Consider the following 25913-nt stretch of genomic DNA (forward strand, 5'->3'; position numbering starts at 1 on the left):
AGCGGCGTGTTCGAGTCGGTCCAGGCCCTCATCGAGGAGCATCGCCGGGTACAGGAGGAGCTCTCCGACCCGGCGGTGCACGCCGACGCCGCGCGTGCCAAGCGGGTGAACCGCCGCTACGCCGAGCTGAACCGCATCGTGTCCGCGCACGAGGCGTGGGTGGCGGCATCCGACGACCTTGAGGCCGCGCGCGAGCTGGCGCGCGAGGACCAGGCGTTCGCCGACGAGGTTCCCGTCCTCGAGGAGGGGCTGCGCGCCGCGCAGGAGAAGCTGCGTCGTCTGCTCATCCCGCGCGACCCGGATGACGCGCGGGACGTGATCATGGAGATCAAAGCGGGGGAGGGCGGCGCTGAGTCCGCGCTGTTCGCCGCGGATCTGCTGCGGATGTACATCCAGTACGCCGCCCACCGGGGCTGGAAGACCGAGCTGCTCGAGCGCAACGAGTCCGACCTCGGCGGCTACAAGGACGTCCAGGTCGCCATCAAGGGCTCGTCCGCCGATCCTGCGCAGGGCGTCTGGGCGCACCTGAAGTACGAGGGCGGAGTGCACCGCGTGCAGCGGGTGCCGGCGACGGAGTCGCAGGGGCGGATCCACACCTCGACCACGGGCGTGCTGGTGTTCCCCGAGGTCGACGAGCCCGAGGAGATCCAGATCGACCAGAACGATCTGAAGATCGATGTGTACCGCTCGTCCGGCCCCGGCGGGCAGTCGGTGAACACCACCGACTCGGCGGTGCGCATCACGCACGTGCCCAGCGGCATCGTGGTGTCGATGCAGAACGAGAAGTCGCAGCTGCAGAACCGCGAGGCAGCGATGCGCGTGCTGCGCGCGCGTCTGCTCGCGCGGCAGCAGGAGGAGCGCGACGCCGCGGCCTCGGATGCCCGGCGCTCGCAGATCCGCGGCATGGACCGCTCCGAGCGCATCCGCACGTACAACTTCCCGGAGAACCGGATCGCAGATCACCGCACCGGTTACAAGGCGTACAACCTGGATCAGGTGATGGACGGCGCGCTCGATCCCATCATCCAGTCGGCCATTCAGGCCGATGAGGAGGCGCGCCTCGCCGCCATCGGCGGCGACTGACCGGCGGGACCGACGGACCGAGTGGTCCGAGCCGTCAGATCGAGTAGTCCGGCTGGTCGGGCACCGACCGGATGCGGGCCGTGCTCTCGCCCTCGGCTCGCGATCGGGCGCGGGCGGGCACGCCCGTCAGCACCGAGTCCGGCGCCGCGTCCCTGGTGACCACCGCGTTCGCGCCGACCGCGCTGCCGGCGCCGATCGTCACCGGGCCGAGGATCTTCGCCCCCGCGCCCACGACGACGCCGTCCTCGAGCGTGGGGTGCCGCTTGCCGCCGTCCCTGGTGCGTCCGCCGAGGGTCACCCCGTGGTAGAGCATGACGTCGTCGCCGATCTCGGCGGTCTCGCCGATCACGACTCCGGAACCGTGGTCGATGAAGAACCGACGCCCGATCGTCGCACCGGGGTGGATCTCGATTCCAGTCAGCCACCGGGTGAGCTGCGAGCCCAGCCGAGCGGGGAAGCGCAGCCCGCGGCGCCACAGCGCGTGATGGAGCCGATGCGCCCAGATGGCGTGCAGCCCGGGGTAGAGCAGGGCGATCTCCGCAGTCCCGCGGGCGGCGGGGTCGCGGAGCCGGGCGGATGCGACGTCCTCTCGCACCCGACCCAGCCAGGACGGACCCCGTGTCATCAGTCTTCGCGGAGGTCCTCGAACAGCGCGGTGGACAGGTAGCGCTCCCCGGTGTCGCACCCGATCACGACGATCTGCTTGCCCTTGCTCTCGGGGCGTGCGGCGACCTTGAGCGCCTGGGCGACGGCGGCGCCGGCGGAGATGCCCACCAGGATGCCCTCCTTCGCCGCCAGGGCACGCGACGTCTCGATCGACTCCTCGAAGGTCGCGGTGAGGATCTCGTCGATCACGTCGCGGTCGAGGATCGCGGGAACGAAGTTGGGGCCGATGCCCTGGATCTTGGCCGGGCCGACGTGACCCTGCGAGAGCAGGGGGGAGTCGGTGGGCTCGACGGCGATCACGTGCACCTCGGGCTTGACGGCCTTCAGGGCCTGACCGACCCCGGTGATCGTGCCGCCCGTGCCGACGCCGGCGACGAAGATGTCGACCTGGCCGTCGGTGTCGCGCAGGATCTCCTGCGCGGTGGTCTCCCGGTGAACCTGCGGGTTGGCGGAGTTCTCGAACTGCCGGGCCCACACCGCGCCCGGAGTCGTCTGGATGATCTCCTGCAGCTTCTCGATCGCGCCCTTCATACCCAGGGTCGGGTCGGTGAGCACGAGCTCGGCGCCGAACGCCTTCAGCAGCACGCGGCGCTCCTTCGACATCGACGCCGGCATGGTGAGCACCACCTTGTACCCCCGAGCCGCACCGACCATCGCCAGGGCGATGCCGGTGTTGCCGCTGGTGGCCTCGACGATCGTGCCTCCCGGCTTGAGCTCACCCGAGGCCTCCGCAGCGTTCACGATCGCGATGCCGATGCGGTCCTTCACACTCGACGCGGGGTTGAACGACTCGAGCTTGACGAGCACGGTCGCGTCGAGTCCCTCGGTGAGGTGGTTCAGACGCACCAACGGGGTGTTGCCGAAGGTGGTGGTGATGTCGTCGTGGATGCCGGGCATGGCGGACCTTTCGTCAGCGGGTTCAGCGTGATCAGCCTACGTCGGCCGCGCTGTGCGGGGCTGAATATGACCGCGTGCGGCGACGGCCTACGCTGGAAGGATGCCTCAGACGATCTCCGCACAGCTGCGCGTCATCGCGCAGCGACTGGCCGCGGCGGGGGTGGCTGATCCTGCTGTGGATGCCGAACTGCTCCTCAGCCATGTGCTCGGGATGGGCCGCGGGGAACTTCAGGCCGCCGCCGTGCGCGGCGATGACCTGGCCGAGGCGGACGCGGCGGCGCTGGAATCGCTCGTCGAGCGTCGAGCGGCGCGTGAGCCGCTGCAGCACCTCACCGGCCGCGCGGCGTTCCGCCATCTCGAACTGGCGGTCGGGCCAGGCGTCTTCGTGCCGCGCCCGGAGACCGAGACCGTGGCGCAGTTCGCCATCGACGCGCTGCTCGAGAGCGCCTCGCCGACGCCGATCGCCGTCGATCTCGGCACCGGCAGCGGGGCGATCGCACTGGCGATGGCCACCGAGGTCCCGCACGCGCACGTGCACGCCGTCGAGCGCTCGCCCGAAGCGCACGCGTGGGCGGCACGCAACACCCGCGGTGCCGCCAACCTCTCCCTCGTGCTCGACGATCTGGCCACCGCCTTCGACGAACTGATCGGCTCCGTCGACGTGGTGATCTCCAACCCGCCCTACGTGCCGGATGCCGCCGTGCCGCGCGATCCGGAGGTGCGCCTGCACGATCCCGCCGTGGCGCTGTACGGCGGACCGGACGGCCTCGACGTCGTGCGAGTGATCAGCCGGCGGGCCCGTCGGCTCCTGCACCCCGGGGGACTGCTCGTGCTCGAGCACGGCGAGCTGCAGGGCGAGCAGATCCGCGGCATCCTCACCGCCGACGGCTGGCGCGCCGCGGCCACGCACCAGGACCTCACCCGGCGCGACCGCGCCACCACGGCGCTGCGCGCCTGAGTGCCGCCGAGGCGACCACCGTAGACTGAGGGGGCCATGTCAACTGTCTTCGATTGCCGCGACGACTCGCAGATCCTCGCCGGCATGCGCCACGCCCGCCAGGCGATCGCGCGCGGCGAGCTCATCGTGCTGCCCACCGACACCGTCTACGGCATCGCCGCCGACGCGTTCTCACCCGCCGCTGTGCAGCGGCTGCTGGATGCCAAGGGGCGCGGCCGCGACATGCCGCCGCCGGTGCTCGTGGCCGGCCAGGACATGCTGCGGGCGCTGGTCGAGGAGATCCCGCCGGCGGTGCAGCAGCTGGTCGACGCGTTCTGGCCGGGCGGGCTGACCATCGTGCTGCCGGCCCAGCCGTCGCTGACCTGGGACCTGGGCGAGACGAAGGGCACCGTCGCGGTGCGCATGCCCGATCGGCGCATCGCCCTCGAGCTGCTGGCCGAGACCGGTCCGCTGGCGGTGTCCAGCGCCAACCTCACCGGGCGCGACGCCGCCGTGATCGCCGCCGATGCCGAGCAGATGCTCGGCGACAGCGTCGCCGTGTACCTCGAGGAGGGCTACAGCGAGACGGGCATCCCCTCCACCATCGTCGACGCGACCTCCCTGGTCTCCGCTGCAGAGGGCGAGGCGCCGGTCGTGCGCGTCCTGCGCGAGGGCGCCGTGTCCCGCGCCCAGCTCGGGGCAGTGCTCGGCGACCTGCTGGAGCCCGCGCAGACGCCGTCCGAGACGGATGAGAGTCCGGTCGAGCAAGGGTGAAGCAGTACCTGTTCACGATCATCCTGACGGCGTCGATCACATTCGCGCTGTCGTGGGTGGTCTGGCGACTGAGCCTGCGCTTCAAGCTCTATCCCGGCATCCGGGAACGCGACGTGCACCAGAACCCCACGCCCCGGCTCGGCGGCGTGGCGATGTTCATCGGCATCGCGTGCGCGATCCTCATCTCCTCCGCCAACCCCTTCTTCGAGCGGATGTGGTCGCCGCCCGACACGCTCTGGGCCATCCTCGCGGCGGGGCTGCTCATCGCGATCGTCGGCGTCGTGGACGACCTGATCGACCTGGACTGGATGATCAAGCTCGCCGCGCAGTTCCTCGCCGCCGGCATCATCTCGGTGGGCGGCGGCCTGCAGATCCTCTCCCTGCCCGTCGGCGACATGATCCTCGTCTCCAGCTGGGTGAGCATCTCGATCACCATGTTCGCGATCGTCGTGGTCATGAACGCGGTGAACTTCGTCGACGGGTTGGACGGTCTGGTCGCCGGTGTCTGCCTGATCGCCAACGGCGTGTTCTTCGTGTACGCGTACATCCTCACGCGCGACTCCGGCGCGACCAGCTACTTCAACCTGGCGACCTTCATCGCGGCCGTGCTGATCGGCGCGTGCCTGGGCTTCCTGCCGCTGAACTGGAGCCCGGCGAAGCTGTTCATGGGCGACTCCGGCGCGCTCGTGCTGGGCCTGCTGATGGCGACCTCGACCATCGCGCTCACCACTCAGGGCGATGTGAACGCCTTCGACCCGGAGCGCTTCGGCCGCTCCCAGCTGCTGGGCGCCTTCATCCCCATCGTGCTGCCGCTGGTGATCGTGATGCTGCCGCTGCTCGACTTCGGTCTCGCGGTGTTCCGGCGCATGCGCGCCGGCAAGTCGCCGTTCTCGCCCGACCGCAAGCACCTGCACCACCGGATGCTGGACCTCGGCCATCAGCATCGCGACGCGGTGCTGATCTTCTACGCGTGGAGTGCGGTGATCTCGCTCACCGTGCTGCTGATGTACATCGCCGGCCGCCAGGAGTGGCCCGGCGGCTACCTCGCGGCCGTGGGCTTCGGCGTGGTGGGCATCGCGGCCTGCCTCACCGTGACCCTGCTGCCCCCCGGCCGTAAGGCGCGCGCCGCCCGCCGCGCCGACCGTGCCGCCCTCGACGCCGCCCTCGATGCCGTCCCACCCGCCCCGGCCGACCGGCCGGACTCCGCTGCCGCATCCGGTGCGGAGTCGTCCGATATGGAGCCCCGATGAAACCGAGCCCCGTCTCCAGCACGCCGATCCTGCGCCGCACCCTCACCTGGTCCGCGGTCTGCGCGGTGGTGCTCGCGCTCATCGCCGCCGGTGCGGGTTACGCCGCCGACGGTGCCAGCGGGCTGTGGAGCGGGCTGCTGGGCGTGCTGCTGGCCTTCCTGTTCCTCGGGATCACCGTCGCGAGCATCCTGTTCGCCAACCGCTGGTTCGGAGACCCGCTCTACGTGCAGCTGTTCTTCGCGATCGTGCTCGGCGGCTGGCTGCTCAAGCTCGGCGTCTTCCTCGTGCTGATGATCGTGCTCAGCGGTCAGCCGTGGATCTCGCCGCTGGTGTTCTTCCTGTCCATCGTCGCGGGGGTCGCGGTCTCGCTCGTGGTGGACGTGATCGTGCTCACCCGGATGCGTCTGCCCAACGTCAGCGACATCGATCTGCCCACCGTGAACCCCGAGGACGACGGCGACACGAACGGCGACGGGCGAGCGGATACGCCCGAGGCCCGGCGATGAATCTGGTAGTGTTGACCCGTGCCCGCCGCTCGTCTCGCGAGCGCTTGCGCTGTGATGCACACGTCCCTCGTCGCCCCGGTTCAGACCGGTGACCCGAAGCTGGAGCCCGCGCTTTTGAATCCCGTTGCGACCCTGACCCTTCGTCCGATCGCCGGTGACGGTGAATTCCACGGTCCTTCGATGGACGAGTTCTTCCCGGACATCCTGTTCAACGTGTTCGGTGTGATCCCGATGCACCGCATCCACCTCATCCAGCTGCTCTCGGTCATCGCCGTCGTGCTGATCATGTGGCTCGGCACCCGTCGCATGCGGATCGTGCCGGGGCGCTTCCAGAGCCTGGTCGAGATGGGTGTCGGCTTCGTGCGCAACGGCATCGCGCACGATCTGCTCGGCCGCAAGGACGGCGAGCGCTTCGCGCCGCTGCTCGTGACGATCTTCTTCATGATCCTGTTCATGAACATCACCGGGATCATCCCTTTCCTGAACATGCCGGGAACCGCGATCATCGCCGTCCCGCTCACGCTGGCCGTGATCAGCTACGTCACCTTCATCTACGCCGGCATGAAGAAGAGCCCGGTCGGGTTCTGGAAGAACTCCCTCTTCCCCTCGGGTGTGCCGTGGCCGGTGTACATCATCGTCACGCCGCTCGAGTTCATCTCGACGTTCATCATCCGCCCCGTCACGCTGACGCTGCGACTGATGATGAACCTGGTCGTCGGGCACATGATCCTCGTGCTCTGCTTCTCGGCCACCGCATTCTTCATGTTCACCGCAGGTGGCGGCTGGGCCGCGCTCGGCGTCGGGACGCTCGCCTTCGGCGGCGCGTTCACGATCTTCGAGATCCTCGTCGTCGTCCTGCAGTCCTACGTCTTCACCGTCCTCACCGCGATCTACATCCAGCTCGCGGTCGCAGAAGAGCACTGATCGGGTCGGCTCACCGGCCGACCAAAACCGAAAGGAAACAACCCGTGGACGCAACTACGGTTCTCGCTGACATCAACGGTCACCTCGCGGCGGTCGGCTACGGCCTCGCCGCCATCGGTCCGGCCATCGGTGTGGGCATCGTCGTCGGCAAGACGATCGAGGGTGTCGCCCGTCAGCCCGAGCTCGCAGGCCGCCTGCAGGTCCTCATGTGGATCGGTATCGCCTTCACCGAGGCGCTTGCGTTCGTCGGCATCGCCGTCGGATTCATCCCCTTCCCGTAAACCGCAGCGACTTCTGAAGGAGACAGGATGCTGAACGCTCTTGTCACGAACCTCGCCGCGGCGGAGGAGGCCAAAAACCCCCTCATCCCCGCGTGGTACGACATCGTCTGGTCGGCCTTGTGGTTCGTCATCATTCTCATCGTGGTCTGGAAGGTCGCCCTTCCGCGTCTGACCGCGATGCTCGACGAGCGCTCGGCTGCCATCGAAGGCAACATCGCCAAGGCCGATGAGGCTCAGAAGCAGGCCGAGGAGGCGCTGGAGGAGTACACCCGCCAGCTCGCCGAGGCCCGCACCGAGGCCGGTGAGATCCGCGAGGCCGCCCGTGAGGACGGCAAGAAGATCGTCGCCGAGGCCAAGGAGACCGCAGTCGCCGAGGCGAACCGCATCACCTCGGCCGCGCACACGCAGATCGAGGCCGAGCGCCAGGCGGCGTTCGTGTCGCTGCGCAACGAGGTGGGCACGCTCGCGATCGACCTCGCCGGCAACGTCGTGGGGGAGAGCCTCGACGACGACGTCCGTGCGACGGCCGTCGTGGACCGCTTCCTCGCCGACCTCGAGAAGGTCACGTAATGGGCAGCGCGACCACTCAGGCACTCGCGGCATCCACGGACGCGCTTGCCGCGGCGTCGGGTCTGGACCTCGGCAGCGCGGCGGAGCTGTTCGCAGCCTCGCGCGCGATCGGGGAGTCCGCCCAGCTGAGCGGCGCGCTCGCTGATCCCGCGGCTCCCGCCGCGGCGCGCGCTGCGCTGGTCTCGGCGGTGTTCGCCGGTGTCTCGACGCCGGTGCGCACGCTGCTGACGACCGTGTCCGCACAGCGCTGGTCGTCGGCATCCGATCTCATCGACGGCATCGAGGAGCTTGCCATCCGCACCGCGGCCAAGGCCGCGTCCGGTGACGACGTCGCGGGCGAGCTCTTCGGCTTCTCGCGGGTGGTCGCGGCGAATCCCGAGCTGGAGCTCGCTCTGGGCAGCCGCCTGGGCGATGCGAGTGCGAAGGGCGCCCTCGTCGAGAAGGTGCTCGACGGCGCCGCCTCCCCGGCCGCCGTGCTGATCGCCTCGTCACTGGTGCGCAACCCGCGTGAGCGTCGCGTGCGCCAGGTGCTCGGTCGTGCGATCGACATCGTCGCGGCGCAGTCCGGCCGCACGGTCGCGACCGTCTACACCGCCGCTGCGCTCACCGCACAGCAGCAGACCCGCCTGCGCGACGTGCTCGCACGTCGCTACGGCGGCGAGATCTCCATCAACCAGGTGATCGACGCGACCGTCGTCGGGGGCCTGCGCGTGCAGATCGCCGATGACGTCATCGACGGCAGCATCTCCGCCCGACTCGCTGATCTTCGCCAGAAGCTCGCGAGCTGAACAACTTGACGCGGGGAACCGCGCACACCCAGACACAAAGGGAAGACAATGGCAGAACTATCGATCAGCCCCGACGTCATCCGTGACGCGCTGAAGAACTTCGCCGACGCCTACGAGCCCACCGGCGCAGCGGCGACCGAGGTCGGCACCGTCATCGACGCCGCCGACGGCATCGCCCACGTCGAGGGACTGCCGGGCGTCATGGCCAACGAGCTCGTCACCTTCGGCGACGGCACCAAGGGCCTGGCCCTGAACCTCGACGAGCACGAGATCGGCGTGGTCGTCCTCGGCGACTTCACGGGCATCGAGGCCGGCCAGGAGGTCACCCGCACCGGAGAGGTCCTCTCAGTCCCGGTCGGCGACGGCTACCTCGGACGCGTCGTCGACCCGCTCGGCAACCCGATCGACGGCCTCGGCGCCATCGCCACGGAGGGCGTGCGCGAGCTCGAGCTGCAGGCGCCCGGCGTCATGCAGCGCAAGAGCGTGCACGAGCCCATGCAGACCGGTGTGAAGGCCATCGACGCGATGATCCCCGTCGGTCGCGGTCAGCGTCAGCTCATCATCGGCGACCGCCAGACCGGCAAGACGGCCCTGGCGATCGACACGATCATCAACCAGCGCTCCAACTGGGAGTCCGGCGACGTCACCAAGCAGGTGCGCTGCATCTACGTCGCGATCGGTCAGAAGGGCTCGACCATCGCCTCGGTGAAGGGCGCGCTGGAAGAGGCCGGTGCTCTGGAGTACACCACGATCGTCGCTGCTCCGGCATCCGACCCCGCCGGCTTCAAGTACCTCGCCCCGTACACCGGCTCGGCCATCGGCCAGCACTGGATGTACGGCGGCAAGCACGTGCTGATCGTCTTCGACGACCTGTCGAAGCAGGCCGAGGCGTATCGCGCGGTCTCGCTGCTGCTGCGCCGTCCGCCGGGGCGCGAGGCCTACCCGGGCGACGTCTTCTACCTGCACTCGCGTCTGCTCGAGCGCTGCGCGAAGCTGTCCGACGAGCTCGGCGCCGGTTCGATGACCGGACTGCCGATCATCGAGACGAAGGCGAACGACGTCTCGGCGTACATCCCCACCAACGTGATCTCGATCACCGACGGCCAGATCTTCCTGCAGTCCGACCTGTTCAACGCCAACCAGCGCCCCGCGGTCGACGTGGGCATCTCGGTGTCGCGCGTGGGTGGTGACGCGCAGGTCAAGTCGATCAAGAAGGTCTCCGGAACGCTGAAGCTCGAGCTGGCGCAGTACCGCTCGCTCGAGGCGTTCGCGATGTTCGCCTCCGACCTCGACGCCGCTTCGCGTCGTCAGCTCGCCCGCGGTGCGCGTCTGACCGAGCTGCTCAAGCAGCCGCAGTACTCGCCGTACCCGGTGGAGGAGCAGGTCGTCTCGATCTGGGCCGGAACCAACGGCAAGCTCGACAGCATCGAGGTCGAGGACGTGCTGCGATTCGAGCGCGACCTGCTCGACTACCTGCGTCGCAACACCTCGATCCTCGACACGCTGCGCGAGACGAACGTCCTCGATGACGCCACCGTCGCCGAGCTCGACAAGCAGACCGACGCCTTCATCCTGGAGTTCCAGGGCGGCAAGGGCCAGTCGATCAGCAGCCCGGGCAACGAGCAGGTCTCGGCGGACGACGCCGTCGACGTCAGCCAGGAGAAGATCGTCAAGGGTCGTCGCGCGTAATCGCGTGAGGTACTGATTCATGGGCGCTCAACTCCGGGTCTACAAGCAGAAGATCTCCTCTGCTCAGACGACCAAGAAGATCACGAAGGCGATGGAACTCATCGCGGCTTCGCGCATCCAGAAGGCGATGGCACGCGTCAAGGCGTCCACCCCCTTCGCGCAGGCCGTGACGAGGGCCGTGTCCGCCGTTGCGACGCACTCCAGTGTCGATCACCCGCTCACCCGCGAGTCCGAGACGATCCGGCGCACCGCCGTCGTGATCTTCTCGAGCGATCGCGGTCTGGCCGGCGCGTTCAACTCCCAGGTGATCCGCGAGGGTCTCGAGCAGGGCGAGCGACTGCGCGAGCTCGGGCGCGAGCCGGTGTACTACCTGGTCGGGCGCAAGGCCGTCGGATACTTCCAGTTCCGCCGGATCGACTCCGCGGCCGAGTGGATCGGCGACACCGACACGCCGTCGTTCCACACCGCCGAGGAGATCGCGCACACGCTGCAGCAGGCGTTCCTGCGCGGCGGCGAGTCCGAGGGCGTCGACGAGATCGTGCTGGTGTACAACCGCTTCGTCAGCATGATGACGCAGGAGCCCACCGCTCTGCGTCTGCTTCCGCTTGAGATCGAAGACGCCGAGGACACCGCGACCGCGGCCGTCTACCCGCTCTACGAGTTCGAGCCTGACGCCGAGACCGTTCTGGACGCGATCCTGCCGGTGTACATCCAGAGCCGCGTCTTCAACGCCCTTCTGCAGTCGTCGGCGGCCAAGCAGGCCGCGACGCAGAAGGCGATGAAGTCGGCCAGCGACAACGCCGACAAGCTGATCACCGACTACACCCGCCTGCGCAACAACGCGCGCCAGGCCGAGATCACCCAGCAGATCGCAGAGATCGTCGGCGGCGCCGACGCCCTGGCGTCAAGCTGACAGACATCCACGAAAAGAGACGAGAAATGACCACCACCGCCACGGCTGACCAGCCGGCGACCGCGGTCGTCGGACGCGTCGCACGCGTCAACGGTCCGGTTGTCGACATCGAGTTCCCGCACGATTCGATTCCCGAGATCTACAACGCCCTGAAGACGACGATCACGATCGGCGAGGACTCCACCGAGATCACGCTCGAGGTCGCCCAGCACCTCGGCGACGACCTCGTCCGCGCCATCGCCCTGAAGCCGACCGACGGCATCGTCCGCGGTCAGGAGGTGCGCGACACCGGCGAGGCCATCTCGGTGCCCGTCGGCGACGTCACCAAGGGCAAGGTCTTCAACGTGATCGGCGAGGTTCTCAACCTCGAGCCCGGCGAGCAGATCGAGGTCACCGAGCGCTGGCCGATCCACCGCAAGGCGCCGAACTTCGACCAGCTCGAGTCGAAGACCACCATGTTCGAGACCGGCATCAAGTCGATCGACCTGCTGACCCCCTACGTGCTGGGTGGGAAGATCGGTCTGTTCGGTGGTGCGGGTGTCGGCAAGACCGTCCTCATCCAGGAGATGATCCAGCGCGTCGCGCAGGACCACGGCGGTGTGTCGGTGTTCGCCGGTGTCGGCGAGCGTACCCGTGAGGGCAACGACCTCATCCACGAGATGGAGGAGGCGGGCGTCTTCGACAAGACCGCCCTCGTCTTCGGCCAGATGGACGAGCCGCCGGGGACGCGTCTGCGCGTCGCCCTGTCGGCGCTGACCATGGCGGAGTACTTCCGCGACGTGCAGAAGCAGGACGTGCTGCTCTTCATCGACAACATCTTCCGCTTCACGCAGGCCGGCTCCGAGGTCTCCACCCTGCTGGGCCGCATGCCCTCCGCGGTGGGCTACCAGCCAAACCTTGCCGACGAGATGGGTCTGCTGCAGGAGCGCATCACCTCCACGCGCGGCCACTCGATCACCTCGCTGCAGGCGATCTACGTGCCCGCCGACGACTACACCGACCCGGCGCCGGCCACGACGTTCGCGCACCTCGACGCCACCACCGAGCTCTCGCGTGAGATCGCCTCGAAGGGTCTGTACCCGGCGATCGACCCGCTCACGTCGACCTCGCGAATCATGGACCCGCGCTACCTGGGTGACGACCACTACCGCGTGGCGACCACGGTGAAGCAGATCCTGCAGAAGAACAAGGAGCTGCAGGAGATCATCGCGATCCTCGGTGTCGACGAGCTCTCCGAAGAGGACAAGATCGTCGTGTCCCGCGCACGCCGCATCCAGCAGTTCCTCTCGCAGAACACCTACATGGCGAAGAAGTTCACCGGTGTCGAGGGCTCGACCGTCCCGCTGAAGGAGACCATCGAGTCGTTCGACGCGATCTGCCGCGGCGACTTCGACCACGTGGCGGAGCAGGCGTTCTTCAACGTCGGCGGCATCTCCGACGTGGAAGAGGCTTGGGCGAAGATCCAGAAGGAGAACGCCTGACCATGGCGCTGCACGTCAGCCTCGTCTCCGCCGATGCGGAGGTCTGGACGGGAGAGGCCTCGCTCGTCGTCGCCAAGACCGTCGAGGGCGAGATCGGCTTCATGTCGGGTCACGAGCCGGTGCTGGCCATCCTGGCCCAGGGCGAGGTCCGCATCACCCAGACCGACGGCAGCAAGGTGCTCGCGAACGCGCAGGACGGCTTCCTCTCCATGGAGGGTGACGCTCTGACGATCGTCGCGGGCAACGCCGCACTGATCGCCTGACAGCAACCGACCCCGGCGTCCGCTCCGGATCGTGCCCCGCACGATCCGGAGCGGACGCCGCTTGCATGGGGAGACCATGAGAATCCTGCTGCCGCCGTCCGAAACGAAGCGCCCCGGGGGCACCGGCGCGCCGCTGCGCCTGGACCGCCTCGCCCTGCCCTCGCTCGCGGTTGCGCGCACGGAGGTGCTGGACGCCCTCGTCGCGCTCTCGGCCGATCCTGTCGCGGCCCGCAAGGTGCTCAAGCTCAGCGATCGGCAGGCGGGGGATGTCGAGCACAATCGCATGCTGCGCGACGCCCCCACCATGGCGGCGGTGGATCGCTACACCGGCGTGCTCTTCGATGCCCTCGACGCGGCGAGCCTCGACGGCCGCGCGCGGCAGTGGCTCGGCCGGCACGTGCTGATCAATTCCGCACCGCTCGGCCCGATCGGCGCGCTCGACGAGATCCCGCGGTACCGCCTCGCTGCGGGCACTGCGCTGCCCGGCATCCCACCGCTGCGCCGGCATTGGGCCTCGGTGACCTCCGCAGCCCTGGGCGAGGGGGGCTTCGTGCTCGACCTGCGCAGCGAGTCATACGTCGCGCTCGGACCGATCCCGGATTCGACGCCCTCTGCGTACGTGCGGGTCGTCACGCCCTCCCGGCGCGCGCTGAACCACTTCAACAAGAAGGCCAAGGGCGTCCTCGTGCGCGCGCTCGCGCAGGCGCGGCCGACCGTGCGTTCGGCGGGGGCGCTGCTGCACTGGGCGGCGGAGGCAGGAGTCGCGCTGCGCGAGACGAGCGACGCGGGCGTGCTGGAGCTGGTCGTCGAGGGCTGATCGACGACGTCGCTCGTTGCCGCGGTCCCGGGCGCTTCGCTAGCATGACCGGTGCGCGACCACCGCGCGGGGGAGCGGCAGCGCTCCCTCTCACCGAGGGAAGTGGATCATCCATGGGTTATGACGACTACGGCGGATACGCGGCGCTGAGCGCGATGCTCGCGCTGTTCGGGTTCGTGTTGCTGATCGTCGCCGTGCTCGGCTACGTGCTCTCGTCGATCTTCATGATGAAGATCTTCGAGAAGGCCGGGGTGGACGGCAAGTGGCGGGCCTGGGTGCCGGTCTATCGCGAGATGGTCTTCTTCAAGCTCGGTGACATGAGCCCGTGGCTCGTGCTGTACACGCTCGGCGCGACCATCCTGCTCGCCCCGACCGGCATCGGCAGCATCATCGGTCTGGCGTTCACGGTGTTCTTCGCCATGGCGGGCTGGCGGGTGGGTCTGAAGCTGCAGAAGGAGGGCGCCTGGGTGGTGCTCTTCGTGCTGCTGAACATCGTTTGGATGGGCATCCTCGCGTTCGACAAGTCGCGCTGGAACGACCGCATCCCGCCGGCGCCGTGGGCGCAGAACGGCTTCCTCGCCGACCGCACCGTCTGGGACGGCGTGCCCACCCAGAGCAGCGCCGGCGCCGCGAACGCCGGCCACGGCGCTCCGCACGGCTACCAGCCTCCCGCGGCGCCCGGCTACCCGAGCGCCGGCTACCCGCCGGCCGAGTACCCGCAGCCCGGACAGCCCCAGGCCGGACAGCCCCAGGGCGACCACATCCGCCCCGACTACACGCAGCCCGGCTTCGCGCCGCCCGCTCAGCCCGGGTTCGGCGCTCCGCAGAGCCCCGGCGGCCCCGGCACCCCGGTGCCGCCCGCGCCCGGCTCGCCCGTGCCGCCCCCGGCGACGCCGCCAGTGCCGCCGGCCCCGCCGGCCGGCCCGCCGGGCGCGCCCCCTGCGCCCCCGGCGCCGCCGTCCGACCCCGATCAGAACCAGCGCTGAGCACGCAGGATCATCGCCGGAGAGGCCGCCGCATCCGCGGCGGCCTCTTCGCCGTCCGTCATTCGATACGGTGGATGCATGGCAACCTCGCAGCGTCGCGTCGGCGCGTCCGGACTCGTCGTCTCCGCAGCCGGTCTCGGCTGCAACAACTTCGGTCGCAGCGGCACGGTCACCGAGACGCTGGAGGGCACCCGCGCCGTCATCGACGCGGCATTGGCCAACGGCGTGTTCTTCTTCGACACCGCCGACATGTACGGCGCGGATGCCGGCCGCAGCGAAGAGCTGATGGGCGAGGTGCTGCAGGGCCGGCGTGATCGTGTCGTCCTGGCCACGAAGTTCGGGCACGAGCGGGACATGGGCTACGACTTCCCCGGGGGCCGCGGATCGCGCCGCTACATCCGGCACGCCGTCGAGCAGTCCCTGCGCCGACTGCGCACGGACTGGATCGACCTCTACCAGCTGCACCTGCCGGATCCGCACACGCCCATCGCAGAGACGATCGACGCCCTCGACGAGCTGGTCGCCGAGGGGCGCATCCGCTACTACGGTCACTCCAACCTCAGCGGCTGGCAGATCGCCGAGGCGGAGTTCACCGCCCGCGAGCGCTCGACCGGGCGGTTCATCTCGGCCCAGAACCACTACTCGCTGCTCGCGCGGGCCGCCGAGCGCGACGTCCTGCCGGCGGTGAACCGCTTCCAGCTCGGCTTCTTCCCCTACTTCCCGCTGAAGAACGGTCTGCTCACCGGCAAGTTCACCCGCGAGGGCGGGCCGTCGGGGAGCCGGATCATGCAGACCCGTCAGCACATCTGGTCCGACGCGCCCTGGGACGCTCTGGAGCAGTATCAGGCGTTCTGCGACCAGCGCGGCATCACCATGCTGGACGCCACGTTCGGCTGGCTGCTGGCGCAGCCTGGCGTGTCGAGCGTGATCGCCGGGGCCACGAGTCCCGAGCAGGTCGAGGCGAACGCCGGCGCGGCGGACGCGTGGACGCCGACCGCGGCCGATCTCGCCGCGATCGACGCGCTCTTCCCGCTGCCCGAGGACCCCGCCGACCGCATGTAGGCCTCAGCGCCACTACGATGATCATGACCGCCGCGGCCCCTGCGCCGCTGACCCGCCCGACGGAGAGCCCACGTGCCTGAGACGACGACGCAGACCCATCGCGTCAGCGAAGAGCTGGAGCTGTCCTGGGCGGGTTTCACCGACCGCGGCCGTCGCCGCGAGAACAACCAGGACTCGTTCCTCGCCAAGTACCCGCTGTTCATCGTCGCCGACGGCATGGGCGGCCACGCCGGCGGCGAGATCGCCAGCCAGGCGACCGTCGATCGCCTCGCCGACATGGTCGACTCCGGCGCGATCGACGACGCCGCCATCCTGTCGGCGCTGCAGCTGGCCGTCGATGACATCCACCAGCATCCCGACACCACCGACGAGGGCACCGGCACCACACTCACCGGCATCTACCTCGACCGCTACGAAGACGGCTGGCGCTGGATCTCGCTCAACATCGGCGACTCGCGCGTGTACCTGGAGCGCGAGGGCCGACTGATGCAGGTCACCACCGACCACTCGGTGGTGCAGGAGCTGATCGCGTCCGGCAAGATCAGCCCCGAAGAGGCCGACGCGCACCCGTACAGCAACGTCATCACGCGCGCCGTGGGCGCCAACGAGCTCGTGTCACCCGACTACGTCTCCGTCGACCTGTGCGACGGCGACCGCTTCGTGATCTGCTCCGACGGGCTCACGAAGGAGCTCACCGACTACGGCATCCTGCACTTCCTGCGCGAGAACGATGATCCGGCGGACGCCGTGAGCGCCATGGTCGACGCCGCTCTGGAGAACGGCGGACGCGATAACGTCACGCTGATCGTCCTCGACGTCCGGTATCTGCAGGCCGGGGCGCACGACGTCGCGCCCGTCGCGGCAGCCGAGGAGCAGTCGTCCTCCACAGCAGCGGATACCGCGGAATAGGCGCTGCGGCCTGTGGACAGGCCGTTTCCGAGCGCCGCGTGCGATGAGATGGCGGCATGGCTGCCACCACGATCGTCCTGCCCGCGGCACCCGCCGAATCCACGCGTCCGCCGCTGCCGCTGCTCGCCGCGACCGTCCCGGTCATCGCCGGTGTCGTCCTGTGGGTCATCACCGGATCGATGCTCGCGCTCTGCTTCGCCGCGCTCGGGCCCCTGATGCTGCTCGCGTCGTTCTTCGACGGCATCCGCTCCCGGCGCCGCCTGCGCGATCGTGGCGCACAGGAGACGGATGCCGCGTGGCAGCGCGCCGAGGCGGAGCTGTCGAGCGTGCACGCCCGCGAGCTCGACAGGCTCTGGCATCGCAGCCCGGATGCCGCACGATGTCTTGCCGAGCCGCCGCTGCGCGGTCACGAGACCATCGATCGCAGCACCCCGATCGTCGTCGGGCGGGGGTCGGTCGCGAGCACGGTGCGCGTCACGGGCGGGGACGACCAGCGCACGCGTGGGTTCCGCGAGCGCGCGCAGGTGCTCGCGGACGGGCCGGTGCGCGTGCCGATCGGCGGGGGAGTGTGCGTGCGGGCGCCCGAGGCCGTCGCCGCCGCCGTGGTGCGCGCGCTGGCGATGCAGGTGTGTCTGCGCTTCGGCCCGGCCGATCTCTCACTGTGCGGCGAGGGCGTGATCCGCTGGGGACTCGCTGAGCTTCCGCACACCGCGCGCCGTCACAGCGGATTCGCGCTGCGACTGGGCGGCGACGCGGCGGCAGCGGACGGGGAGCGCGTCGATGCCGTGCTGTGCATCCGGATGCCTGGGCAGGAGCCGCCGAAGGGCGTGACGACGGTACTGGACTGCACGGTGCCCGCATCCGCGCAGCTGCGTACCGCGGACGGCATCCGGGAGCTGTCGGTGGAAGGGGTGTCCCGCCGGCAGGTGGCGCTGGTCGCGGCCGACCTCGCCCGACGTGCGAATGCCGACACGGCACTGCCGGATCTCGTCATGCTCGGCGAGCTGATCCCCGCAATGCGCAGTGCCGATGGCCTGGCTGCGCATTTCCTGCGCGGCCGGCACGGTGACGTGCTCGTCGACCTCGTCGAGCACGGTCCGCATGCGATCGTGACAGGCATGACCGGAACCGGCAAGAGCGAGCTGCTGACGAGCTGGGTCGCCGCGATCGCCGGCGGGTACGGGCCCGACGAGGTGTCGTTCGTGCTCATCGACTTCAAGGGCGGCACGGCGTTCGAGCCGCTGCGCGCGCTGCCGCACGTGACCGCCGTGGTCACCGATCTCGATGCGCAGGGGGCCCGGCGCGGGGTGAGCAGTCTCACCGCCGAGCTGCGCCGACGCGAGGCTGTGCTCGCCAGGGCGGGAGCGCGCGATGTCAGCGACTGCACGGAGCTCGCGCGCCTGGTCATCGTCGTCGACGAGTTCGCGGCTCTCGTGCAGGAGCATCCCGATCTCGCCCAGATCTTCACCGACGTCGCCGCCCGCGGGCGCGCACTCGGCATGCATCTCGTGCTGGGCACGCAGCGGGCGAGCGGCGTGATCCGCGACGCCCTGGCCGCCAACTGCCCGCTGCGGCTGAGCCTGCGCGTGGCCGAGGCGGCGGACAGCCGCTTCGTGGTGGGATCGGATGCTGCGGCCGCGGTGCCGGGCGGGGCGGACTCGCGCGGGCTGGTGTTCCTGCGACGGCCGGAGGATGCCGCCGCGCACGCGGCACGGGTGGCGCTCGCTGCGGCATCCGACCTTGACGCCATCGCGCAGCGGTGGGCAGGCAGACCCGTTCCGGCCAGCCCGTGGCTGCCGGCGCTGCCGGCGGTGCTGCCCGTGCCCGCGGCCGACGATGCCGGCCTGGCCACGGGTCACGCGGCGCTCGGGCGCGCGGATGAGCCCGCGCGTCAGCAGCAGCCCTGGGTGCGCTTCGGTCCCGGGGACGGGCTGGCGGTGATCGGCGGGCCGGGAACGGGCAAGAGCATGGTGGTGCGTGCGCTCGCCGCGCAGCTCGCCGACCCGGTCGTCGTCCCGCCGGACGGCGAGATCGCGTGGGATGCCGTCGCCGAGCTGGCCGGCGGACGGCACGGGATCGTGCTGTGCGACGACGTCGACGTGCTGCTCGCTCAGTACCCGCCTGAGCACGCCCAGGTGTTCCTCGCCCGGTGGGAGGTGATCGCGCGCTCGCCCGCGGGGACAGTGCTCACCGCCTCTCGGGCGTCCGGCCCGATCGGTCGCCTCCTGGACGCGCTGCCCCGCCGCGCGCTGCTGGGGATGAGCAGCAGGGTGGAGCACATCGCCGCCGGCGGGGAGGCGGCGGAGTTCGACCGCTCTCGCCCACCGGGGCGGGCGTGGCTGGATGGCCGGGAGACGCAGCTGTGCTGGACGGATACCGCGCCGATGAGGACCCCGGAGTGGGGCCCGCCGCAGTGGCACCCTTCCCGCGCGTGGTCGGGGCTGGTCACCGACGCCGTCGAGACCACGCGGCTGCGGCTCGCCGCAGCGCATCCCGAGTGCGTCGTGCTGTCCGTCGCCGACCTGACCGCTCGCGCGCGGGCGATCGGAGATCTGCACTCCTCCGCTGCCGACTCCGATGACGCCGTCCGCCGGATCATCGTCGATGAGCCGGATCGATGGCGGGCGGACTGGGCGCGACTGCAGCAGGTGCGATCGGGAGGCGAGCTGCTCGTGGCTGCGGAATGCGCCCCCGAACTGCGTCAGCTCGCCGGTGTGCGGGAGGTGCCGCCGTACGCGCGCCTGCACGAGAACAGGGCGTGGGCGGTGGAGGCAGGCCGGCGGCCGCGCCGCGTGGTGCTGGAGTGAGGCGGCCGGCGGAGCGGAGAGGCGGAACCACGTCGGGTCAGATGCCCGCACCGGGGCGGATGCGGCCCACGGGCTGTCCGCCGCCGAGCACGTCCAGCGGCAGCTCCTGTGCGAGTGCATCGACATCCGCGTCCCGGAGGGCGCCGGCGTGTGCCAGCAGAGTCGCGGCCACCAGGGTCGCCGCGCGCAGGCTGCCGTCGAGCGTCTTGAGAGCGACGGTGGTGCCGTCGGGCGCCACCATGATCATGACGCCCTCCGCGCCGCCCTTGGCGAAGACCCCGAGCCGCTCGATCGCGAGCGTGTCGGGCTCGCCGGGGCCCGCGATCGTCCACGGGTTCTCCCGCACGGCGCGCACGAGTGCGCCGGCGACACGGTGCAGTGCGAAGGGCGAGCGCTCGGAGGCCGTGCCGATCCGGTGCACCGCACGCGCGAGACCGAGCAGGGTGATCGCGTGCACGGGCGCGCCGCAGCCGTCGATCGAGGTGTGCGCGATCTTCTCGCCGGCCAGACGCTCGACCACCTCTCGAATGTGCAGCTGGAGCGGATGGGCCGGGTCGAGATAGCCCTCGGTGGGCCAGCCGGTGGCGACGCAGGAGCGCAGCATCAGGGCGTGCTTGCCGGAGCAGTTCATCCGCACGCGCGCCATGTCGGCGTGATCGCGAATCATGTCCTGGCGCGTGGCGGCATCGGACGGCCACGCCGGAGGGCAACCGAGGTCGTCCTCGTTGAGCCCACCCGCGGCGAGCATCTCGCGCACCACCTCGACGTGCCGGTCGGTGCCGCTGTGGCTCGCCGTGCCGAGGGCGAGCTGCTCACCCTCCAGCGACGCGCCCGCGGTCACGCAGGCGATGGCCTGCAGCGGCTTCAGGCTCGAGCGCGGCAGGATCAGTGCGTCTACGTCGCCGTATCGGCCGACGACCTCCCCATCCGCACTGAGCACGACGGCCGCACCGGCGTGGCGCGACTCCACGAAGCCGTTGCGCTCCACGATCGCGAGTTCGACAGCGTCACCGATGGTCAGAGTCTCGAGCACCAGACAAGCCTAGTCATCGCAGCAGGCCGGCGCGCACGGCCGCCGGGGCGGCGCGCGCTGGCAGACTGTGGGCATGCCCCCACTCGGCGAACACCACTACGCGCTGACCACGACCTGGACCGGCGACCGCGGCAGTGGCACGAGCGGCTACCGCGACTACAGCCGCGACGTGACGATCAGCGTCGCGGGCAAGCAGGATCTGCTCGCCTCGGCCGACCGGCCGTTCCGCGGAGACCGCACGCGCTGGAACCCGGAGGACCTGCTCCTCGCCGCGCTGTCGGAGTGCCATCTGCTGTCCTACCTGCATGCCTGCGTGACCGCCGGCGTCGTGGTGGTGGCCTACCGGGACGAGGCGACCGCGATCATGCGCGAGGACGGCCGAGGCGGTGGCGCGTTCGCCGAGGTGATGCTGCGACCGCAGGTGACGGTCGCCGACGCCGGCATGCTCGAGGCGGCTCGCCGCGCGCACCACACCGCCCACGAGTGGTGCTTCATCGCCAACTCGGTGAGCTTCCCCGTGCACCACGATGCCACCATCCGCGTCGCGACGCCGCCGGTTTCCTGACCGCGTCGATGCCGAACGATGATCCCCGTGACGCCGAGGCCGTCGGACGGCACGGTGCGTGTCAGCGACGCTCGTGCGGCAGCGCCTGCCTGATCTTCTCGATCGGCGTCTGCGCGGGCGGCTCGTTGTACACCCCGGCGAGCTCCTGACCGCTGAGCGCGTGGATGGCCGCCATGATCTCGTCGGTGGCCAGCCGGCGGGCACGGCCGCTGGAGGCCGTGCCGTGCTTGGTCACGTCGATGGGTGCTCCGAAGCGCACCGTCACGCGCTCGCGCAGCGACGGCATCCGGGATCCCACCGGCATGACGCGGTCCGTGCCGATCAGGCCCACCGGCACGACCGGGGCGCCGGTCTGCAGCGCGAGGAACGCCACCCCCGTGCGTCCCTTGTACAGACGTCCGTCGGTCGAGCGCGTGCCCTCGGGGTACAGCGCGACGGCGAGCCCCTCGTCCAGCAGCTGACGCTGCTGGTCGAGCGCGTCCAGTGCGGCCTTCCCCGCACCGCGGCGCACCGGGATCGCGCCGACCGAGGTGAAGAACTCGCGCGACAGCGCCCCCTTGAACCCGGTGCCCTCGAAGTAGCTGGACTTGGCCAGGAAGTGCACCGGACGCGGTGCGGCGATGGGGATGGCCATCGAGTCGATGAACGAGAGGTGATTGCTGGCGAGGATGACTGCACCGGTGAGCGGCACGTTCTCGCGCCCTTCGATGCGCGGCCGGTACACGATCCGGGCGAGGGGGGCGGCGATCATGCGGCCCATCGCGTACTTGAATCCCGCGTGTCGCGGGGACGACGCCGCAGGCTGGTCGGCCTCGGGTTCGACGGGCTCGACCGGCTGCTCAGAACTCACCGGAAGAGCTTATCCAGCATCGCATGCCATCCCAGGAATGCCCGCACTCAGCGACAGCAAAGCCGGATGCCGCAGGATGGAGGCGTCCCACCCCCGATCCGAGGTCACATCTTGCGCCTGCGCCCCCTCTCCCTGCTGTCCACCGCGGCCCTCGCCGCACTGCTGCTGACCGGCTGCGCCGCCGGGTCCGACCCCGCCGCGTCGCCTGAGTCCACGGGCAGCGCGGATGCCTGCGCGCAGACCGCGAAGCCGGGGAAGCTGTCCGACAGCGTCAAGGTCGAGGGGGAGTTCGGCACGCCGTCCACGGCGAAGTTCGAGCTGAAGCAGGAGGCGAAGAAACTGCAGCGCACGGTCGTCACCGAGGGCGACGGCGCCAGGATCGGCGACGGCGACTACGTGCGCTACGCCCTCAGCGCGTTCGACTCCACCAACGGCGAGCGTCTGGGCGACGCCGGCTACGCCGACGCCGAGATGCTGCCGCAGAACGTGCTGGGCAATGAGACCCTCGCCCAGGTGATCGGCTGCGCGACGATCGGCTCGCGCCTGGCGGTCGCCTTCCCCGCTCAAAACGGCGCCCCCTCGGAGGTGTACGTGGTCGATGTGCTCGACACCGTGCCGACCGCCGCGTGGGGCGAGAAGCAGAAGCCGGTCGAGGGGATGCCGACCGTGAAGCTCGCCGCGAACGGCGAGCCTGACGTCACCGTGCCCACCGGCGACGCGCCCGACGAACTGAAGATCTCGGTGCTCAAGCAGGGCGACGGTCCGGCCGTCGCCGACGGCGACACCACCCTGCTGCAGTACTACGGGGTGGAGTGGAAGAGCGGCGACAGCTTCGACTCGTCCTGGTCGAAGGGCGCGCCATACGCCGCTCCCGGCAACACGTACGTGCCCGGCTTCGTGCAGGCGCTGGCAGGCCAGAAGGTCGGCTCACAGGTGCTCGTCGTCATCCCGCCGGCACTGGCGTACGGCGAGGACCCGGACGCGCACGAGCTCGGCGGCAAGACACTGGTCTTCGTGATCGACGTCCTCGCCACCCAGCACGCACCCGCCACGCAGTGACCGGCGCGCGGCTCCAATAGGCTGGCCGCATGCGTCGCGTCATCGTCCTCGGCTCCACCGGCTCCATCGGCACCCAGGCGCTGGACGTGATCCGCGCCAACCCGCGCCGCTTCGAGCTGGTGGGGCTGGCTGCGGGCACCGACGCGCAGACCCTCGCAGCCCAGGCGGCGGAGTTCCACGTCGAGCACACGGCGCTGGGTGCAGCTCAGGCGGAGCAGCTGGTCGACGAGGTCGAGGCCGACGTCGTGCTCAACGCGATCACCGGCTCGATCGGGCTCGGTCCGACGCTGGCCGCGCTGCGCGCCGGTCGCACGCTGGCTCTGGCGAACAAGGAGTCCCTGATCGTGGGCGGTGAACTGGTGCGAGCCGCCGCCGGCTTCGGTCAGATCGTCCCCGTCGACTCCGAGCACTCCGCGCTGGCCCAGGCGATGCGCGCGGGGGAGCGCGCGGAGGTGCGGAGGCTGGTCGTGACGGCATCCGGCGGCCCGTTCCGCGGCCGCAGCCGCGCCGAGCTCACGACCGTCACACCGGCCCAGGCCCTCGCGCATCCCACCTGGGACATGGGACGCATGGTGACCACCAACTCTGCGACGCTGGTCAACAAGGGTCTCGAGGTCATCGAGGCGCACCTGCTGTTCGATGTGCCCTACGACGACATCGAGGTGGTCGTGCACCCGCAGTCGATCGTGCACTCGATGGTGGAGTTCGTCGACGGGTCGACGATCGCGCAGGCTTCGCCGCCCGACATGCGCCTGCCGATCTCGCTCGGACTGGACTGGCCGCATCGGGTCGGCGGGGTGGGTCGCCCCCTCGACTGGCGCACCGCCACCTCGTGGACCTTCGAGCCGCTCGACGACGAGGCGTTCCCGGCCGTCGCGCTCGCCAAGGCGGTCGGTCGTGCCGGCAGCACGTTCCCGGCCGTGTACAACGCCGCGAACGAGCAAGCCGTGCACGCCTTCCACGACGGCCGGATCGGCTTCCTCGACATCGTCGACACCATCCAGCGGGTCGTGGACGCGCACGACGCGCCCGAGCAGCTCACGATCGAGTCCCTGGCCGCCGCGGAGAGCTGGGCGCGCACCCGCGCCGACGCGCTCATCGCCGCAGTCTGAGCCGGTCGGCTGCAGCGGCGCCGGCCTCAGTCGGCGTAGGGGACGGGCCAGTGCGAGTCGGGCGCTGGCCATCCCGCGGCGATGAGCGCGCGGCGAGCCAGTTCGCGCGCGGAGTACGGCGTGCGCACCCCCCGGATGTCGCGGTAGTCCTGATGCCCGGGACCGGCCCAGAGGATCGCATCGCCCTCGCCGACCAGGCCGACCGCGGCGACGATGGCGTCCTCCGGCGGCGAGACCTCGTGGATCTCGGCGTCGGGACGGGCGCGGCGCGCACCCTCGACGAGCGTCGCGCGGATCGCGGCGGGATCCTCGAAGCGCGGGTGGTGGTCGGTGACGACGAGGATGTCGCTGCCCTCGACGGCCGTGCGCGCCATGTCGAAGCGCTTGGTGGCATCACGGTCGCCGTCGGCGCCGAACAGCATCAGCACCCTGCCCGGTGTCACACGGCGCACGGCTGCGAGCGTCTTCTCGAAGGCGTCCGGGGAGTGACCGAAGTCGACGTAGACGGCGGGGCCGCGCTCGCCGGAGACGAACTGCGTGCGCCCGGGAAGGTGGGCGATGAGCTGGCCGTCGCGCTGCAGCGCGGCGGTGATGCGATCCCAGCCGTACCCGCCCTCGAGCAGCATCACGATCGCCAGTCCCGCGTTCGCGGCCATGTGCGGCCCGATGACCGGCACCAGGGTGGACAGCGTGCGGCCGCCCGGTCCGGTGATCGTGAACGCGGTGCCGCTCGGGCGCTCCTCATCGATCAAGACGACCCAGTCGGCGCGGGACGCGGCGTCGGGATCTGCCGCGATCGCCGGCGTGCCGACGGTCACGACGGGCACGCCGGCGCGCTCGACGACGACGGCTCCGGATGCAGAGTCCACGCTCACCACGGCACGGCGGGAACGCTCGGGGGTGAACAGCGGCAGCTTGGCCTCGAAGTACTCCGTCATGTCGGCGTAGTCGTCGAGGTGGTCGTGCGAGAGGTTGGTGAAGCCGGCGACGTCGAACATGATGCCGTCGACTCGGTGCCGCGAGAGTGCCTGCGCACTGACCTCGACCGCCACCGCCTCGACGTCGCGCTCGCGCATGAGCGCCAGCAGGGCGTGCATCTCGGACGCCTCCGGCGTGGTCAGCCGGGAGACGATGACCTCACCTGCGATGTGCCGCTCCGCCGTCGATGACAGGCCCGAGACGACGCCGAGCTGGTCGAGCAGACCCTGCAGCAGATGCGAGACGCTGGTCTTGCCGTTGGTTCCGGTCGTGCCGAACAGCAGCGGCAGCGGGTCGCCCGCGCCGGTGCCGTAGACCCAGGCGCTGAGCGCACCGAGGATGGCCCGCGGTTCGTCGACGACGATGATCGGCAGGCCGGCACCGGACGCGACGTCGGCGCCGGCGTCGTCGGTGATGATCGCGACCGCACCCTGATCGGCGGCGGTTCGGGCGAACTCCGCGCCGTGCCGGTTCACACCCTGAATGGCGACGAAGGCCTCGCCGGGACGCAGGTCGGCGGTCGCGAGGGTGATCCCGCTCAGCTCGATGCCGTCGAGTTCACCTCTGACCTCTCGTGCGAAGCGGTCGGCGAGTTCCGTCAGGGCGTGGCGGGGCGGGTGGGCCGGACGGAGCACGGGGGGCAGCGATGTCGTGGTCATATCCAGTCCATGATCTCACGCAGGCCGAACCTCTTCCGGTCCGCGGCCGATCCA

26 protein-coding genes are annotated in these 25913 nt (G+C 70.3%); 21 read left to right on the plus strand and 5 right to left on the minus strand.

The features are described from left to right. The first annotated feature begins 6 nt into the window (after positions 1–6). The gene (prfA, locus tag WFG93_RS04925) at positions 7–1083 is read left to right on the plus strand and encodes a peptide chain release factor 1 (protein WP_336645212.1); all 1077 of its coding nucleotides are present in this window, start codon (positions 7–9) and stop codon (positions 1081–1083) included. A 34-nt stretch (positions 1084–1117) separates the two neighbouring features. On the opposite strand, the gene epsC is transcribed toward prfA, so the two are convergent. Both epsC and cysK read right to left on the minus strand, forming a co-directional pair. Next, positions 1118–1708: a serine O-acetyltransferase EpsC gene (gene epsC / locus WFG93_RS04930; protein ID WP_336645213.1), complete on the minus strand. Its 591-nt coding sequence runs from the start codon at positions 1706–1708 to the stop codon at positions 1118–1120. Beyond that, entirely contained in the window at positions 1708–2646 is a 939-nt protein-coding gene (gene cysK, locus WFG93_RS04935) for a cysteine synthase A (RefSeq protein ID WP_336645214.1), read from the minus strand. The genes epsC and cysK overlap by 1 nt, the downstream gene beginning before the upstream one ends. Before the next feature lie 100 nt (positions 2647–2746). Here cysK and prmC point away from each other — a divergent pair, with 100 nt between their 5' ends. From prmC to WFG93_RS05020, 17 genes are all read left to right on the plus strand, one after another. After that, a complete protein-coding gene (prmC, locus tag WFG93_RS04940) occupies positions 2747–3604 on the plus strand; it encodes a peptide chain release factor N(5)-glutamine methyltransferase (protein ID WP_336645215.1) in 858 nt (285 codons plus the stop codon). Positions 3605–3640: 36 nt separating this feature from the next. Further along, positions 3641–4357: an L-threonylcarbamoyladenylate synthase gene (locus WFG93_RS04945; protein WP_336645216.1), complete on the plus strand. Its 717-nt coding sequence runs from the start codon at positions 3641–3643 to the stop codon at positions 4355–4357. Continuing rightward, positions 4354–5607, plus strand: a complete 1254-nt coding sequence (locus tag WFG93_RS04950) for an MraY family glycosyltransferase (RefSeq protein ID WP_336645217.1) — start codon at positions 4354–4356, stop codon at positions 5605–5607. Before WFG93_RS04945 ends, WFG93_RS04950 begins: the two co-directional genes overlap by 4 nt. Further along, positions 5604–6113, plus strand: coding sequence for a hypothetical protein (locus WFG93_RS04955; RefSeq protein WP_336645218.1), 510 nt, complete (start codon positions 5604–5606; stop codon positions 6111–6113). The genes WFG93_RS04950 and WFG93_RS04955 overlap by 4 nt, the downstream gene beginning before the upstream one ends. A 180-nt stretch (positions 6114–6293) precedes the next feature. After that, the gene (gene atpB, locus WFG93_RS04960; RefSeq protein ID WP_336645219.1) at positions 6294–7037 is read left to right on the plus strand and encodes a F0F1 ATP synthase subunit A; all 744 of its coding nucleotides are present in this window, start codon (positions 6294–6296) and stop codon (positions 7035–7037) included. Between the two features lie 44 nt (positions 7038–7081). After that, complete coding sequence (gene atpE / locus WFG93_RS04965; protein WP_067198640.1) at positions 7082–7318, plus strand: ATP synthase F0 subunit C; 237 nt, start codon at positions 7082–7084, stop codon at positions 7316–7318. Positions 7319–7345: 27 nt separating this feature from the next. After that, entirely contained in the window at positions 7346–7888 is a 543-nt protein-coding gene (locus WFG93_RS04970; RefSeq protein ID WP_336645220.1) for a F0F1 ATP synthase subunit B, read from the plus strand. Further along, the gene (locus WFG93_RS04975) at positions 7888–8676 is read left to right on the plus strand and encodes a F0F1 ATP synthase subunit delta (RefSeq protein WP_336645221.1); all 789 of its coding nucleotides are present in this window, start codon (positions 7888–7890) and stop codon (positions 8674–8676) included. The genes WFG93_RS04970 and WFG93_RS04975 overlap by 1 nt, the downstream gene beginning before the upstream one ends. 48 nt (positions 8677–8724) lie before the next feature. Then, the gene (atpA, locus tag WFG93_RS04980) at positions 8725–10365 is read left to right on the plus strand and encodes a F0F1 ATP synthase subunit alpha (RefSeq protein WP_336645222.1); all 1641 of its coding nucleotides are present in this window, start codon (positions 8725–8727) and stop codon (positions 10363–10365) included. A gap of 19 nt (positions 10366–10384) precedes the next feature. Next, positions 10385–11278 (plus strand): F0F1 ATP synthase subunit gamma, encoded by an 894-nt coding sequence (locus tag WFG93_RS04985; RefSeq protein ID WP_336645223.1) that lies wholly within the window; start codon positions 10385–10387, stop codon positions 11276–11278. A 26-nt stretch (positions 11279–11304) separates the two neighbouring features. Next, positions 11305–12759, plus strand: a complete 1455-nt coding sequence (gene atpD, locus WFG93_RS04990; protein ID WP_336645224.1) for a F0F1 ATP synthase subunit beta — start codon at positions 11305–11307, stop codon at positions 12757–12759. 2 nt (positions 12760–12761) lie between these two features. After that, the gene (locus WFG93_RS04995) at positions 12762–13022 is read left to right on the plus strand and encodes a F0F1 ATP synthase subunit epsilon (RefSeq protein WP_336645225.1); all 261 of its coding nucleotides are present in this window, start codon (positions 12762–12764) and stop codon (positions 13020–13022) included. A 76-nt stretch (positions 13023–13098) separates the two neighbouring features. Then, positions 13099–13839: a peroxide stress protein YaaA gene (gene yaaA, locus WFG93_RS05000; protein WP_336645226.1), complete on the plus strand. Its 741-nt coding sequence runs from the start codon at positions 13099–13101 to the stop codon at positions 13837–13839. Between the two features lie 113 nt (positions 13840–13952). Next, positions 13953–14825, plus strand: a complete 873-nt coding sequence (locus tag WFG93_RS05005; RefSeq protein WP_336645227.1) for a large exoprotein — start codon at positions 13953–13955, stop codon at positions 14823–14825. Between the two features lie 78 nt (positions 14826–14903). After that, positions 14904–15887 carry an aldo/keto reductase gene (locus tag WFG93_RS05010; RefSeq protein WP_336645228.1) on the plus strand — a complete coding sequence of 328 codons (984 nt, stop codon included), beginning with the start codon at positions 14904–14906 and terminating at the stop codon, positions 15885–15887. A 72-nt stretch (positions 15888–15959) separates the two neighbouring features. After that, positions 15960–16796 carry a PP2C family protein-serine/threonine phosphatase gene (locus WFG93_RS05015; protein ID WP_336645229.1) on the plus strand — a complete coding sequence of 279 codons (837 nt, stop codon included), beginning with the start codon at positions 15960–15962 and terminating at the stop codon, positions 16794–16796. Between the two features lie 56 nt (positions 16797–16852). Further along, positions 16853–19603, plus strand: a complete 2751-nt coding sequence (locus WFG93_RS05020) for an FtsK/SpoIIIE domain-containing protein (protein ID WP_336645230.1) — start codon at positions 16853–16855, stop codon at positions 19601–19603. A gap of 37 nt (positions 19604–19640) precedes the next feature. On the opposite strand, the gene WFG93_RS05025 is transcribed toward WFG93_RS05020, so the two are convergent. After that, positions 19641–20636: an asparaginase gene (locus WFG93_RS05025; protein WP_336645231.1), complete on the minus strand. Its 996-nt coding sequence runs from the start codon at positions 20634–20636 to the stop codon at positions 19641–19643. A gap of 73 nt (positions 20637–20709) precedes the next feature. Here WFG93_RS05025 and WFG93_RS05030 point away from each other — a divergent pair, with 73 nt between their 5' ends. Next, positions 20710–21201, plus strand: a complete 492-nt coding sequence (locus WFG93_RS05030; protein ID WP_336645232.1) for an OsmC family protein — start codon at positions 20710–20712, stop codon at positions 21199–21201. A 61-nt stretch (positions 21202–21262) separates the two neighbouring features. Here the strand turns inward: WFG93_RS05030 and WFG93_RS05035 are convergent, their stop codons facing one another. Further along, positions 21263–22051 carry a lysophospholipid acyltransferase family protein gene (locus WFG93_RS05035; protein ID WP_442928233.1) on the minus strand — a complete coding sequence of 263 codons (789 nt, stop codon included), beginning with the start codon at positions 22049–22051 and terminating at the stop codon, positions 21263–21265. A gap of 111 nt (positions 22052–22162) precedes the next feature. Between WFG93_RS05035 and WFG93_RS05040 the strand changes: the two genes are divergently transcribed. Further along, on the plus strand, positions 22163–23110 hold the full coding sequence (locus WFG93_RS05040; RefSeq protein WP_336645233.1) for an FKBP-type peptidyl-prolyl cis-trans isomerase: 948 nt from the start codon (positions 22163–22165) through the stop codon (positions 23108–23110). A 29-nt stretch (positions 23111–23139) separates the two neighbouring features. Further along, entirely contained in the window at positions 23140–24222 is a 1083-nt protein-coding gene (dxr, locus tag WFG93_RS05045) for a 1-deoxy-D-xylulose-5-phosphate reductoisomerase (protein ID WP_336645234.1), read from the plus strand. Positions 24223–24248: 26 nt separating this feature from the next. On the opposite strand, the gene WFG93_RS05050 is transcribed toward dxr, so the two are convergent. Further along, positions 24249–25859, minus strand: coding sequence for a Mur ligase family protein (locus WFG93_RS05050; RefSeq protein WP_336645235.1), 1611 nt, complete (start codon positions 25857–25859; stop codon positions 24249–24251). Positions 25860–25913: the final 54 nt, after the last annotated feature.

It is taken from the genome of Microbacterium sp. USHLN186 (assembly GCF_037145155.1).
In the GTDB taxonomy this organism is placed as follows: Bacteria; Actinomycetota; Actinomycetes; order Actinomycetales; family Microbacteriaceae; genus Microbacterium.